The organism is Fructilactobacillus sp. X2R5C2 (assembly GCF_059901375.1).
The window spans coordinates 436,929-450,230 of record NZ_JBWXUX010000001.1; the positions used below are offsets into that span (position 1 = coordinate 436,929).

The following is a 13,302-nucleotide window of genomic DNA, read 5'->3' on the forward strand; positions in this document are numbered from 1 at the left end:
CCTAACTATTTCAAATTGTTAAGCGCAGTTTCAATACTCATGTCACCACTGTGCATGATGATGACCTTATCAAAGGCATGCTTATTATCCAAGACATCAAACAAAACTTGGGAAACGTCGTTGATGGAGTTGGATCCTGGCTGATCATCGTTGAAAGTTACCTCACCAGTTCCAGGAGTCTCAAGCAAACTTCCGGGCTGTAAAATGGTGTAATTCAAGTCAGTATCATGAATCAACCAGTGGTCAGCCATGAACTTAGCGGCTTGGTAATCCTGTAACTTAGCGTAGTGTTTCTTACCTTCCCACTGGGCTGGTTGCAAGGCAAACGCTGAACTTAACATGATGTAACGCTTAACGCCCGCCTTTTCAGCAGCTTGCATGGTCTTAATGGCACCGTAACTGTCGACGAGGACCACGTTGTGGCCACCAGATCCAGCAGTGAAGTAGATGGCATCAAACCCCTTCATAGTATCAGCCATCTGTTCCACGGTCATGTCAACGATACTGAACTTTAAGGTCTTGATCTTAGGACGTTCCTCAACGGTGTCCACGATTTTAATTTCTTCAGGATGACGAGCGGCAATGGTAATCTCGTCATCGGTGTTTTTTCTGAATTGTTTTACTAGGTCAGAACCAACTCGACCGGTTCCACCAATAATCATTATTTTCATAATTAATACCTCCTATTTATATCTAAAGCATAACAAATTCAACTAGCTGTTAATAGCAATGCGCATATCAATTCCAGTCCAATCATGATTATTGGGTACGGTTCAATGGTTCATTTGTTCTTTTCAATTACATAAAATAAATATTCCTAGACATTTTTACTCTATATGGTATACTGTGTTTGTGCCGCAAAAGCGGTAGTTTTCAAATAAGATGCACTACTCCTTTCTATTTGATGGTTATGACCCATAAGTATCATTGAAGTTCCCTTACGATTATTCTTGATAGTTGTGAGGGAACTTTTGAGTTTAGCATTTAATTTTAAATTGTACTCGTGACAATTGTGTCAAATCGTTTTCGTTGACAAATTTCTTCTGTATGATAATATCTAATTGTAAAAAAAGCAGTTGCGATTACACAACTGCTTCAAGAGTTGCCAGGTAGCAGCTTGATTATGTTAATAATAACTGTCCGCTCGGCTAAGCTAAGACAGTTATTTTTTTAATAGCTCTTAAGTAATTTGAATGATCTTTAGCAACATATAAACTATGTTGCATATCAATTTTTTGGAATAAATAGTAGGCGAAATTACTTTTATAACAACAATCACCCCATAACTACTTCACATAGTCATAGGGTGATTTATTATCGCTTTACTTTTTAATGACGGTTGCCCGTCCGTTCTTTTCAAATTCAGCAACGTTGTCTAACGACGTGATCACAGCATCTTTGCCAGTGTTCTTTACGAACTGCATGGCAGCCTGAATCTTGGGTTCCATTGAACCCCTGCCAAACTGATGCTGCTTCAGATACATGTCCAACTCATCAAGTGACACGTGTCCAAGCTCTCGTTGATTGGGTTTACCAAAGTTAATGGCAGCCTGGTCGATTGCGGTCAGAATAATTAACTGATCGGCCTCCACCATCTGACCAATTAATGAAGCGGTAAAGTCCTTGTCAATCACGGCTTCCACGCCTTCGACATCCCCGTTATCAGTCATGATAACCGGAACTCCGCCCCCGCCACCAGCAATGACAGTAAAACCACTGTCAACGAGCGTGCCAATCTGTTTGGCCTCAAGAATACTGATGGGATGCGGAGATGGAACGACCCGGCGAAATCCACGACCGGAATCTTCAGCGAACTTCCAGTCTGGATGTTCCCTTAAGATCGAGTTAACGTCCGCGTAAAACGGACCAATTGGTTTCGTCGGATCTTTAAAAGCGGGATCATCTGGATTAACTAACACCCGTGTGACAATGGTTGAACTTGTCATATCATTATCGCAGAGGGCATCACTAATCCATAAACCCATCTCGCCTTGTGTCATTGCCCCTACCACGTCGAGTGGCATTGGCGGATTCTTTTCTGTGCTACCGTTTAGTTCTTGTAGCAACAAATTTCCAACTTGTGGACCATTACCGTGGGTAATTATTAACTGAACATTCTCAGCTGAATTGCGCACGAACTCCACAATTTTTTTCGTTGTTTGTTTTAGGGCCGCTTCTTGACCCTTTGCGGTTGGATCGTCAGTCAAAATCGCGTTGCCACCTAGAGCTATCACGACTCTTTTCATTCTATGACACTCCTATCTTTCCCATAAATAGTGCAACTACCGCACTAATGGCGGCAATCGTTATCAATGCCATCATGATCCATTCGAAAGGTGTGATTTTGCGTCCCTGATCTTTAATCGCTTTGATATAAAATCCAAAGCCTAGGACGTATGCAATTGAGCATAACCACAAGAATTGTAATCCCGCCACTGTGATTCCGACAACCTCAAACAATAAAGCCAGGATTCCTGGTATCATTTTCTTTACGGAATGCGCCTGAAGTCCGGCCTTAATTTGATCGGCACCGACTAACGCGTAACAAATCACAATTGCCGCCGTGCACAACGAAATTGCTAAGTTGTAGGCCTGGTCGGTAAATAGTAACGAAATCAAAACAATTTGTACCAAAATCTGAGTCAACCATAATGAGTGTGAGGGTGATTTGTGCTTGTTTAAGTAACCGAACCACCGGGGCAACAGCTTCTGATCAGCCAGTTGCGATGTTGCTTCTACCGGAAGCATGGTCCATGACAGGAGGGCACCGACCATTGTGATTATGAGTGAGATACTGACAAAAGCTGCACCTATTGGTCCAATCATATCTTTAACGACGTACGTTAAGGCGGGGTTGCTCAATTTAGCTAGTTTTGCTTGGGGTAAATAGCCATATGGTAGCATCGCGATGACGATGTTGATGATCAAGAGTGAAATGGTTCCGATAATGGTAGCCTTGGCTGCATCAGAACGCTTCTTAGCGTGGCCCGCCATCATTGTGGCGCCTTCAATCCCAATGAAAATCCACATGGTGGTGATGATACAACCTTTCACTTGATCAAATACCCCCACTGCTGTCGCGGGGCTATACGTGAAATTAGAGCTAAAGTTCTCCCAAAAGTGGGCCGTGAAAACGTTGGCTTTGAACAAGACAATTCCTAAGATTGCGAAGGCAATCAAGGGGATTATTTTTATTACAGTTATGATTGTATTAATGAAAGCCGCGTTCTCAATCCCCATCGTTACTAACCACGTTAGAAGCCAAGTGAATATCGACGCAATGATAACTGCTTGAATTGAGTTACCTGATCGGAAAACCGGAAAGAAATAACCGATCGCTGACATCATCATGGTGGCAAACGCAATGTTGCCAAGCCATGCTGAAAGCCAGTATCCCCAGCCTGATAGAAATCCAGCAAAATCACCAAATCCATCTCTGGCGAAGTCTGAAATACCAGTCAGCTCTGGTTTAGCCTCACTAAGAGACTTCAAACTCATCGCTAGTGCAAAAATTCCGACCCCAGTGATAACCCACGCAACTAGCGCAGGTCCTGGAGTGGCGGCTGCCGCAATCTGCTCACTGGCATTATAAATTCCAGCACCAATTGCGGAACTAATCACCAGCATAATTAATCCAAATAATGAAACTCCCTTTTTATTTCCCATATAATTTACGCAATCCTCTCAAATCCTAACTTCGGACATGATTGTATCATTGATATCTATTTTATGCTTTTAGTAAAATCTAATTTTCGTTATACATGCTTAGGTCGCCTAAAGTAGCGGCCATAATTGACATAATTGAATGCTTACGGTTCCCAGCTTCAACAAACTGGCGTCCGTAAGGACTTCTAAAGACCTCGTCGGTTACTTCCATTTCGGGACTGTCGAGGCCTTTGTATTTTTTCACAGCTTCTTTAGCGGTGGTCGTGTTGTCATCGTGAAAGGCGGGGAGACAGTGCATGAAGATTAATTCATCATCTGGTGTGCCCGTCTTTTTCATGAGGTCCATGTTGACTTGGTATGGTAATAACTGGTCAATTCGTTGTTGCCAGTTAGTTTCTCCCATTGAAACCCAGACGTCGGTGTAAACAATGTTGGATCCCTTGACACCCTTGTCGATGTCAGAAGTAATCATGATTTTCGCACCAGAATCTTGAGCGTATTTCTCCGCTAAATCCACCACGGATTTTTCGGGGTGCAATTCATCAGGAGCCACAATGTGGACGTTTACGCCCAGCATGGAACCCGTCACTAGCAGTGAATTGGCCACGTTGTTTCTTCCATCGCCAACGAAGGTTAAAGTTAAACCTTTTAAGTGACCAAAATTTTCTTTAATGGTCATGAAATCTGCAATAATCTGAGTGGGATGCCATTCGTTTGAAAGACCATTCCAGACCGGAACACCGGAATACTTAGCCATGATGTCCATGTCGGATTGTTCAAAACCACGGTACTCAATTCCATCGGCGAGTTCACCAAAGACTCTGGCAGAATCTTCCACCGACTCTTTTTTCCCAAACTGACTTGAGGTTGGATCAATGTAGGCCGTGTTGCCACCTAAATCGTCTCCACCCAGTTCAAATGAAAGTCTGGTTCTCGTTGAAGTTTTTTGAAACAAGAGGACAAGGTCTTTGTCGTGCAAGTACTTAGTAACCTTACCGTACTTCTTGTGTTCGTTCTTTAAGTTAATCGCGAAATCAATTAAAGCCTCAATCTGGGTTGGGGTAAAATCTGATTCCTTTAAAAACGAACGACCTTGCATTGATTTTAGTTCCTCTAATAATGTACTCATCTGATTTACTCTCCTAATTAATTTTTCTCAATTGGTTCCCGAATGATGGGCTGTGACATACAACGAGCTCCACCCCGGCCACGCGACAGTTCGGACGAATAGATCTCATGAACGGTAATGCCGTGTTTGCGCATCAAATCGATGGTAACGGTATTGCGATCGTAAGTGACAACCTCGCCAGGAGCAATTGCCAGATTATTAGAACCATCGTTCCACTGTTCACGCGGTGCAGCAACCGGATCACCATTACCAGTCTCCATCAGGTCAATCTCAGAAAGTCCTAAGACTTCTTTGAGAGTATCTGGCAAACTAGTGCGGTGCTCCAAGTTGATGGTGTTGTCTTTTCCAGGATGAAGGATGTTAATATTCATCTTACCACCGTTCATGATGCCAGGGTATACCGTAAATTGATCATAGTTGACCATGGTAAAGACCGTATCAAGGTGCATCATGGCGTGGTTGTGCGGAATCTGAACTGCTACGATCGTGTCAAAATGAGAATTAGGATCCTCAAACAATTTGTGGGCCAATTTTTCAATGGACCGGGTCGAAGTTCTTTGTGAACACCCAATCGCCACCACGTGATCGTTTAAGACTAGCTCATCACCGCCCTCAATCCGGGCGTCATTGTAACGGTCAAGCCAGACGTTAATCTTCCCAGCGAACCGGGGATGGTATTTCATCACATACTCGGTAATCAGCGATTCCGGCCTTCTGGCTTCAAAGGTCATGTGGTTAATGGTTAGACCAGATCCCATCGAAGCCTGTGGGTCCCTTGTAAAGTAGGCGTTGGGAAGTGGATCCAGTAGAAACGGATCAAAAGCGTTGGTTCCGGCAACGTCGTGCAGACTAGGATGAGTAAAGTGAATTTTCTCTCGCCTGAGGCCCGCATAAATGGTGCTCACGAGGTCATGAATTGAGAGGGTTTCAAAGTATTTTTTGATGTCTTCAGCAGAACTTCCCTGGTAGTAGTGCTCATTTAAATAAGTTGATTCGAAATCATCTCTCACATCATCTTTTTGCAAGATATCTTCCAACAAATCTTCAATGTATACGACTTCCACTCCATGGTTTCGTAACAGGTTTGTGAAATAATCATGCTCTTTATCAGCGATCTTTTGAAATGGGATGTCATCAAACAACATCTGCTTCATGGTGTCTGGAATGACATTTTCAATCTCTTTGCCCGGTCTGTGCATCAAAACAGATTTAAGGCGCCCAATTTCTGAGTTCACTTCAATTGCAGATTTCATAATAATCCTCCTCATAAGATTGTTACTTGTGCATATGGTTAAACGTTTTAACCACCTTCATAGTACGGGTTGTGGCAATTTTGCACAAGCATTTTTATTGGAAGAAAATTTGTTCCGTAGCGTAAACTCAATAATGATAACTGTTTCACAAATATTGGTAAATTGTTAAGAGATTGATAATTTGTAAAGTGCGATGAAGCTTGATATACTAGGAAACTTATACATTTTAATCCATTTTATAGTCACCTTTTAATAGTTACGTAGGTAACAATTATTTCATTTAAAAAGGAGCTCGAACGTAACACATTTTTGCTCCTGAGTAATTAACCTTGTTGTATGTGTGAGACTAGTGATAACAGTGTATCAGGTAAGATTCAGACCTTTTAAATAGTGATAAATTGGATGTTTTGATAGCGAAAAAAATAAGCTTGAAAAGTTTAATTTCACAAACTTATTTTAGGTGCCATAATAAAACGACGCCCTTAATTAAAGCCAATCCTAAAATCAGCTTACTGGCTTCCTTAATAATCTGTTTCTTACTGTTGACGTGAACCGAAATAGTCAAGTGTTGAGAATTAAAAAGCGTTTTGTATTTATTTTTCGATTTCATACTGATCCCTCCCTGTTACATATAATATTCTACAGTATCGAAATGATTTTTCAACCATTAAGGATAATTAAAAATGGTCTAGTTTTTTATTTAACGCAATGGTATAATTAATTTTGGTAATGAAAATGATTCATTGATCCCCATTACCACTTTAAAAACATACCTGTGCACCAAATCAGTTGAGTAAATTTCCATGTCTACTTGGGATTTGGTGTTTTTAGTAAATACATAAGAAAGGAATGGTTAGGAAGTTGACAATCTTTAAGGAGCTCCTTGAGCTGTGTATCCTAGTGTTACTGATGGTTTTGACTCTTTTTCATCCCAATCCATGGGTTGGCATTAGTTTAAACGTCATTTTGATCATGATCCTGTGGTTGTTTCCTGAGGGAAGTAACAAAATCAACAAATTCTTCAAGTACATAATCACGGCCGTCTTTTTGATTTCAATCATCTTGATAGTCGCTCAGATGATGTTTTAATAGAAAAGAAAAACGTCTCGTTTCTAACAATTTAGTAGAAACGAGACGTTTTTTTACGTATTTAATTTTAGTAGTATCAGACTACTTATTTAAAAGCTTGGTATAAGAAGCAATGTCAGCTACCGCATCCTTCAACTGCTTAGAATAGTAGTCTTCTGAAGGCGCGTTACTTACAAAGTTACCGTCCTTTTCAAAGTTGTCATCGATGTGACCAATCATGGTCATGTGTGGCAACATAACCATCCCTAACATGGCAAGCGTAGGTAAAAGTGCTAAAGCAGAAGCCTGACCAGCCATGGCGTTACTAGAGTATGAAATAATCCGAGCGGGCTTGTCAGCCGTTTCAAATCCGATGTAGTCTAACGCATTCTTGAATGCCCCGGACAAACCATTGTCGTAAACGGGTTCGATGAACAAGTAACCGTCCCCTGCTTTAACGTTATCAATCCACTTCTTAGGTGCCCCAGTTAGCTTACGATCCGGGTTCCCCATTGGTGGAAGCGGTTCGTTGAAGGTCGGCAGGTCAAAGTCTCTGATCGCCATGAAGTTTAATTTGACTCCATTATCAGATTCCAGTTCTTTGGCATTCTTTTTTAAATAGTTAAAAATCCCGGCACCACTCGAATTAGAACGAGCACTACCTAAAATGACATCAATTGTTTTCATTCCATATCTCTCCTTTACTCACAAAAAGTAAGTTATCCTATACAAGTATCTTATTTAATTTTCAAAGTAAAAGCAAGCAAAATGCTCGTTTCGATAACTACAGTTGAGGTGGCATAATTCTTTATAAATTCATCAACTTCCATTACAATCAAATCTTACTATACTATAATGAACTGAGAAGTAGATGAGGGGGAAGTAACATGAAGAATTGGCTTGATAAGATTCTCAAATCAGTCCATGGCGATTCTGACAAAAAGTCATCGGATCATGCCGAGAATAAGACGAATGAGAATAACGAAACTAAAGACACAAAAAATAACGACAGTCAAAATAACCAAGGTACTAACGAACAACAAGATCCAAACCGCATCAAGAACGATAAATTACTTGGAACAAGCAACGCAATCGATAAGTAATTTCCAGTCAATATAATTGTGATTGATCCAATTGCATACTATAGTTTAGTTAGTAAATTTGATGGAGGAGGTAATCAAATGGCAAAGAAAATGGAAGTACAAGTTTGGTCAGATATCGCCTGCCCATTCTGTTACATCGGTCGTGCTCACTTTAAGCAAGCACTCGCTGATTTCGATCATAAAGATGACGTTGAAGTTCATTACAATAGTTTCGAACTTGATCCTACCGCTTCTGGTGAACCAGAAACCATGGCTGACCACATGAGCAAGGAAAAGGGAATGTCCAAGGAAAAGGTTGACGAATTCTTATCAACCATTACCGAATTAGCAAAAGAAGCTGGCCTGAAGATGGATACCAGCAAGATCAAAGTGGTCAATACTTTAAAGGCTCACCGTTTGCTTCATTTCGCTGAAACCAAGGGCAAAGAATCAGAACTAATGGACAAGTTGTTTGAAGCTTACTTCGCCGACGGCTTGAACGTTGACGATAACGCCGTCTTAACTGACTTAGCCATGAGTGTTGGTTTAAACCAAGACGAAGTTAAATCCGTCTTAGACAGTGACAAATTCAAGAATGACGTAAGAGCTGACGAAGCCGCCGCTCAACAAGTTGGAATCAACGGTGTTCCGTTCTACGTTTTCAACAAGAAGTACGCCGTTTCTGGTGCTCAACCAGTTAAGGTCTTCAAGTCCGCACTAGACAAAGCCTGGGATAGTTTTAAACCAATCGAAATGGTTGGTGGCGATGACGACCAGTCAAAGGGTGCTAACTGCGAAGGCGGAAGCTGCAGCGTAGATCCTAACGCTAATAATCAAAAATAATTGACCAAAAAATTTTCCCGATGGATTAATTTCCACCGGGATTTTTTATTGAATTAAATTTAGATGACGGCCCCAGAATTCCACAAATGGTCCCGAACACAACGAAATGATGATCGTCATGATTCCAATGGGACCCGAAGCGAGGAATGCTAGAAACATGAACAACACGTCTTGGATCACTCGGACCGACCAGTACGGCATGTGAAACTTCTTGGAGAAAATCGGGGCAATCGCGTCGTATGACGACACCCCAAACTTGGCCGACATGTAGACGGCGATTCCCACCGTGAAGATCAGAAATCCTAGCACGGCAAAAAGTAATTTTAGCCAAAAACTGGTAAAAACCAAGTACGCCCCAAACCAAAGGGTAAAATACTGAACGCCATATCCGACCATCATGTTAATGAGCGTGCCAAACCCGATTTGATGATAATCCATGAACAATACGATGACTAACAAAATCAGATAATCACCCAGTTGGATATTGCCCAGTCCAATCGGTAAGTGATGCGACAATCCAACACTCAGCGCGGTAAAGGCGTCCATCCCCAAATTTTCCTTGCGCATGAGTGTCATTCCCACCGCGATAATGGCGGTTCCAACCGCTGTGATTAAGACCTGAACTAAAAAGCGCATGACGTGATGCGTATCTAAATATTTCATTTCTAACACCCTCTCGGCGTTTCTACGAGACCGAAATAATTCCTATGAATAATCATTTATTTTGCTGTATAATTAAAAATAGAGCGCTTAGGTTTCGCGAACCTTTACAACGTTTTAGCAAGCCTGTGGTTATATCCAAACTTCTCCAACCTAATTAAAGGAGTTGGTGGACATGAAATCACCTAGGAAAGGTTACTGGAAATTGTCCTATATAATAGGACTTTGGGTGTTATCGCGAATCGTGATTAACCTTGCGAGAGCATATGCGATAATAAAAAAAGCTAATCATGACTGATTAGCTTCACCACAGTAACCGCACCTAACTTGCGAACATGGAAGAGATGATACAAGCATCTCTTCCTTTTTTAATTACATATTTATTATATGCTTAAATTCTAATAAAAGTCAATTTGCTTTATTTGTGGTATGGACTCCCACTGTTAATCATGAAGGCTCGGTAAATTTGTTCGGTCAACACCAACCGCATGAGTTGATGTGGCAACGTGAAGCGTCCAAATGACAGTTCCAAATTAGCACGTTTTAAAACTTTGGGAGCAAGCCCCAACGAGCCACCAATCACAAAGGTAATGTCGGAGTGCCCGTAAGTGGTCAGATCCTGGATCTTTTTCGCAAACTGCTCGGAAGTGAGTTCTTCTCCTTGTATTGCTAAAGCAATCACATACTCCCGATCCCTGATTTTAGCCAAGATCCGAGTTCCCTCTTTGTCCATAACATCGTCCATTTCCGCTTTACTAAGCGTTTCAGGAGCCTTTTCGTCTGGAACCTGAACAATTTTAAACTTGCAAAATCTAGAAAGTCGTTTTGCGTACTCGTTAATTCCGTCTTTGAAGTATTTTTCCTTCAATTTTCCAACTACCACTAATTTGATGTTCATAAGTCGACTCCTTTAAACAGATTGTCCACAAAGTTATCCACAAGCTATTTCACAAAATGTACACATTTAGATAAAATTTAATACCTGTTAATAACCAGCGTTTGTCAATAACATTTTTATTTATCCACAGAAATAAACCATACATATGTTCGTTAACGCAAGTTTTGTTGCTGTTATATCAACGTTTGTAGCGTTCTTTTTTTCATAAAATTTTGTTACATAAACTTATGCACACTGCTTGTGGATAACTCGGTAATACTTTTCCACTGTGAATAAAAGCCTTAATTACAGTCTTTGTGTTTTCACAATGAGTTTATCCCCAAAGTTATGCACAGTGTTTTACCCCTTGACATTTCAAAATCAGCATTTTCTGATTATTCGATTTTAGAATCGTCTTTTCGTTCGGAGTTTACCAGGAAACGTATCAATTCCGAAAAAAACACTTTTGTGCATTAAATAACAGCTGTTTCCCTTCATCAGCGTTTTAATTATCTCATTAACCCCATTAATTGTCAGTTTACCATCTTGAACCCAAAAAAATGTTCGTCGTAGATGCGACGAACATTTTTTAATTTTATTGTTGTTTAGCTTGTTGATCTAACGTGATCTGGGCGGTCTTCATTTGGCCGTTTCGATAATAGGTAACTGAGATCTTATCGCCAACGTTATGGTCGTACAAGATATCACGCAACTTCCCCTGGTTGGTAATGGCTTTTCCAGCCAACTTGGTAATCACGTCATTCTTCTTGAGACCCGCTTTAGAAGCCGGTGAGCCACCGTTAACGTCCATGACAACAACTCCTTCATTAACGTTCCCAGGAAGCTTTAGAATCGACTTCTGCTGCTTAACTGAGATATTAGCCAGGTCTACGTACTTAATCCCTAGTTCCGGACGAATGACCTTTCCATCCTTAATCAACTGGTTGATGATCCGAACGACTTCGTTACTTGGGATTGCAAAGCCCATCCCTTCGACGCTCGTTCCAGAACTATCCTTCGACAGCTTCATGGAGTTAATTCCAACAACCTGTCCAGCAATGTTTAATAGTGGTCCACCAGAATTACCGGGGTTGATGGCGGCGTCGGTCTGAATGACCGTCGCATCACCGGCACTGGCATTCTGTTGCCCATTTTCGGTACTTGCCTGCGGAACTTCCCGTTTCTTGGCGGAAATGATTCCCTCAGTCAGAGACGATGCGTATTCCGAACCAAGTGGGGAACCGATCGCAAGGGCCGTTTGACCCACTTTAATGTCGTCAGAGTTTCCGAAGTTGGCAACTCGATTAACGCCATTACCGTTAATCTTTAGGACTGCTAGGTCGGTCACAGCATCATGACCAACCAGCTTGGCTTCCTTCTTCTGCCCGTTACTCAAGACTACTTCAAGACTTGATGAACCAGAAACCACGTGATTATTGGTCACAATGTAAGCAGAACCGTTATCCTTCTTGTAGACCACTCCAGAACCTTCACTAATCTGTTGCTGGTCCTTTTGCGATGGATTATTGTTACTGCCATTTCCGTCACTGCCGCCAAACATCCCACCAAACATTCCTGATAGTGGATCGGAGTCGTTGGACTTGGTCTTCTCGGTATTAATGACCGAAACCACCGTGTCCTTGTTGTCCTTAAAGACTTTTTCAGCCTGATTAGAGGCATTGACCTTCACATTCTCAACTTTTGCGGTTCCACCACGATTGGAACCAGCAGGGACAGCTTGCGTGCCAAGAGACATTCCGCCGTTATACCACGTAATCCCTCCATAGGCAATTCCGCCACCCAATAAACCAGCTACTAAGGCTACAATGGCAACCGTTAGTAGTGGATGTGTTCTCTTCATATTTACACCCCATTTAACATTATTCTAGCAAATAATTTTTAAGAAAGGGTCAATAATTCTCAAAGAGTTATTAAATTAGATGGTTTTTCAACGTCCGTATCAAACAAATTAAAGTCGTGTCCCACGCCAAAGTCCTTATTTTCAAGCATCGAGGCCACGGTAAGGTGCGCCAACGACTTCATGTTGTTGTGGTGACTACGATGGCCAATGAAGATGTTCTTGGTGTCGCGTCCAATGATGTCAATCATCGCATCCGCACCGGCTTCATTTGATAAATGGCCCTCATCACTCATGATACGTTGCTTTGTCGGCCACGAATAGTCGCCGTTTCGCAACATTTCCACGTCATGATTACACTCTAAGACGTAGGCGTTCGCGTCCTTGATGACACCCTCGATGTGGTCCGAAACATAGCCCGTATCCGTCAAAACGACGAAACTCTTGTCGCCATCATGAAAGTTGTAAAACTGAGCATCGGCCGCATCGTGAGAAACACTAAAGCTCTCAACGTCTAAGTCACCAAAGGTCTTGATGGTATCGGGATCAAAAATAAACTTCTGTTCTTCCGGGAATTTACCAATCTTACGACTCATGGCGTTCCAGGTCTTTTCGTTGGCGTAGACTTCCATGTTGTACTTGCGTGCCAGGATTCCAACGGACTTCGCGTGGTCGGTGTGCTCGTGTGTCACGAACAACTTGTCCACGTCGTTTAAACTTCGTCCAATGGAATTCATCAGGTGTTCAATTTTCTTCCCAGACAATCCTGCATCAAGTAACACCTTGTGCTGATTGGTTTCAATGTACGTGACGTTGCCGCCGCTTCCGCTCGACAAGACACTAATTTTCATCGGATCATCGTTCAA

14 protein-coding genes are annotated in these 13,302 nt (G+C 41.8%); 3 read left to right on the forward strand and 11 right to left on the reverse strand.

Features of this window, described 5'->3' with window-relative positions; all coding sequences use genetic code 11:
* Positions 1 to 5 precede the first annotated feature (5 nt).
* From AC6UD2_RS02190 to AC6UD2_RS02215, 6 genes are all read right to left on the reverse strand, one after another.
* Complete coding sequence (locus tag AC6UD2_RS02190; RefSeq protein WP_500697895.1) at positions 6 to 671, reverse strand: SDR family oxidoreductase; 666 nt, start codon at positions 669 to 671, stop codon at positions 6 to 8.
* Between the two features lie 651 nt (positions 672 to 1,322).
* A complete protein-coding gene (gene arcC / locus AC6UD2_RS02195; protein WP_039143528.1) occupies positions 1,323 to 2,246 on the reverse strand; it encodes a carbamate kinase in 924 nt (307 codons plus the stop codon).
* 1 nt (position 2,247) lies between these two features.
* Entirely contained in the window at positions 2,248 to 3,666 is a 1,419-nt protein-coding gene (locus tag AC6UD2_RS02200) for a basic amino acid/polyamine antiporter (protein WP_500697896.1), read from the reverse strand.
* Between the two features lie 79 nt (positions 3,667 to 3,745).
* Positions 3,746 to 4,795, reverse strand: a complete 1,050-nt coding sequence (gene argF, locus AC6UD2_RS02205) for an ornithine carbamoyltransferase (protein ID WP_500697897.1) — start codon at positions 4,793 to 4,795, stop codon at positions 3,746 to 3,748.
* 17 nt (positions 4,796 to 4,812) lie between these two features.
* Positions 4,813 to 6,048, reverse strand: a complete 1,236-nt coding sequence (locus AC6UD2_RS02210) for an arginine deiminase (protein WP_500697898.1) — start codon at positions 6,046 to 6,048, stop codon at positions 4,813 to 4,815.
* Positions 6,049 to 6,499: 451 nt separating this feature from the next.
* On the reverse strand, positions 6,500 to 6,658 hold the full coding sequence (locus tag AC6UD2_RS02215) for a hypothetical protein (RefSeq protein ID WP_156112332.1): 159 nt from the start codon (positions 6,656 to 6,658) through the stop codon (positions 6,500 to 6,502).
* A 299-nt stretch (positions 6,659 to 6,957) separates the two neighbouring features.
* On the opposite strand from AC6UD2_RS02215, the gene AC6UD2_RS02220 reads away from it, so the two are divergent.
* Positions 6,958 to 7,137: a hypothetical protein gene (locus tag AC6UD2_RS02220; RefSeq protein ID WP_029327145.1), complete on the forward strand. Its 180-nt coding sequence runs from the start codon at positions 6,958 to 6,960 to the stop codon at positions 7,135 to 7,137.
* Between the two features lie 81 nt (positions 7,138 to 7,218).
* On the opposite strand, the gene AC6UD2_RS02225 is transcribed toward AC6UD2_RS02220, so the two are convergent.
* Complete coding sequence (locus AC6UD2_RS02225) at positions 7,219 to 7,803, reverse strand: NADPH-dependent FMN reductase (RefSeq protein WP_039143539.1); 585 nt, start codon at positions 7,801 to 7,803, stop codon at positions 7,219 to 7,221.
* A gap of 200 nt (positions 7,804 to 8,003) precedes the next feature.
* On the opposite strand from AC6UD2_RS02225, the gene AC6UD2_RS02230 reads away from it, so the two are divergent.
* Both AC6UD2_RS02230 and AC6UD2_RS02235 read left to right on the forward strand, forming a co-directional pair.
* Positions 8,004 to 8,219: a hypothetical protein gene (locus tag AC6UD2_RS02230; RefSeq protein ID WP_039143542.1), complete on the forward strand. Its 216-nt coding sequence runs from the start codon at positions 8,004 to 8,006 to the stop codon at positions 8,217 to 8,219.
* A gap of 78 nt (positions 8,220 to 8,297) precedes the next feature.
* Positions 8,298 to 9,041: a DsbA family oxidoreductase gene (locus tag AC6UD2_RS02235; protein ID WP_052236564.1), complete on the forward strand. Its 744-nt coding sequence runs from the start codon at positions 8,298 to 8,300 to the stop codon at positions 9,039 to 9,041.
* 45 nt (positions 9,042 to 9,086) lie between these two features.
* Here the strand turns inward: AC6UD2_RS02235 and AC6UD2_RS02240 are convergent, their stop codons facing one another.
* The 4 genes from AC6UD2_RS02240 to AC6UD2_RS02255 all read right to left on the reverse strand — a co-directional run bounded on the left by AC6UD2_RS02240 (position 9,087) and on the right by AC6UD2_RS02255 (position 13,287).
* On the reverse strand, positions 9,087 to 9,704 hold the full coding sequence (locus tag AC6UD2_RS02240) for a YczE/YyaS/YitT family protein (protein WP_052236565.1): 618 nt from the start codon (positions 9,702 to 9,704) through the stop codon (positions 9,087 to 9,089).
* A gap of 415 nt (positions 9,705 to 10,119) precedes the next feature.
* The gene (gene rlmH / locus AC6UD2_RS02245) at positions 10,120 to 10,599 is read right to left on the reverse strand and encodes a 23S rRNA (pseudouridine(1915)-N(3))-methyltransferase RlmH (RefSeq protein ID WP_500697899.1); all 480 of its coding nucleotides are present in this window, start codon (positions 10,597 to 10,599) and stop codon (positions 10,120 to 10,122) included.
* Positions 10,600 to 11,173: 574 nt separating this feature from the next.
* Positions 11,174 to 12,439, reverse strand: coding sequence for a S1C family serine protease (locus tag AC6UD2_RS02250; protein WP_039143547.1), 1,266 nt, complete (start codon positions 12,437 to 12,439; stop codon positions 11,174 to 11,176).
* Positions 12,440 to 12,498: 59 nt separating this feature from the next.
* A complete protein-coding gene (locus tag AC6UD2_RS02255; RefSeq protein WP_500697933.1) occupies positions 12,499 to 13,287 on the reverse strand; it encodes an MBL fold metallo-hydrolase in 789 nt (262 codons plus the stop codon).
* Between the last annotated feature and the right edge of the window lie 15 nt (positions 13,288 to 13,302).

Excerpts from the sequence above, each read along its gene's own strand:
- AC6UD2_RS02215 (WP_156112332.1), bottom strand. The coding sequence starts at position 6,658 with ATGAAATCGAAAAATAAATACAAAACGCTTTTTAATTCTCAACACTTG.
- AC6UD2_RS02200 (WP_500697896.1), bottom strand. The coding sequence starts at position 3,666 with ATGGGAAATAAAAAGGGAGTTTCATTATTTGGATTAATTATGCTGGTG.
- AC6UD2_RS02235 (WP_052236564.1), top strand. The coding sequence starts at position 8,298 with ATGGCAAAGAAAATGGAAGTACAAGTTTGGTCAGATATCGCCTGCCCA.
- AC6UD2_RS02225 (WP_039143539.1), bottom strand. The coding sequence starts at position 7,803 with ATGAAAACAATTGATGTCATTTTAGGTAGTGCTCGTTCTAATTCGAGT.
- argF (WP_500697897.1), bottom strand. The coding sequence starts at position 4,795 with ATGAGTACATTATTAGAGGAACTAAAATCAATGCAAGGTCGTTCGTTT.
- AC6UD2_RS02220 (WP_029327145.1), top strand. The coding sequence starts at position 6,958 with ATGGTTTTGACTCTTTTTCATCCCAATCCATGGGTTGGCATTAGTTTA.
- arcC (WP_039143528.1), bottom strand. The coding sequence starts at position 2,246 with ATGAAAAGAGTCGTGATAGCTCTAGGTGGCAACGCGATTTTGACTGAC.
- AC6UD2_RS02255 (WP_500697933.1), bottom strand. The coding sequence starts at position 13,287 with ATGAAAATTAGTGTCTTGTCGAGCGGAAGCGGCGGCAACGTCACGTAC.
- AC6UD2_RS02230 (WP_039143542.1), top strand. The coding sequence starts at position 8,004 with ATGAAGAATTGGCTTGATAAGATTCTCAAATCAGTCCATGGCGATTCT.
- AC6UD2_RS02190 (WP_500697895.1), bottom strand. The coding sequence starts at position 671 with ATGAAAATAATGATTATTGGTGGAACCGGTCGAGTTGGTTCTGACCTA.
- AC6UD2_RS02250 (WP_039143547.1), bottom strand. The coding sequence starts at position 12,439 with ATGAAGAGAACACATCCACTACTAACGGTTGCCATTGTAGCCTTAGTA.
- AC6UD2_RS02240 (WP_052236565.1), bottom strand. The coding sequence starts at position 9,704 with ATGAAATATTTAGATACGCATCACGTCATGCGCTTTTTAGTTCAGGTC.
- AC6UD2_RS02210 (WP_500697898.1), bottom strand. The coding sequence starts at position 6,048 with ATGAAATCTGCAATTGAAGTGAACTCAGAAATTGGGCGCCTTAAATCT.
- rlmH (WP_500697899.1), bottom strand. The coding sequence starts at position 10,599 with ATGAACATCAAATTAGTGGTAGTTGGAAAATTGAAGGAAAAATACTTC.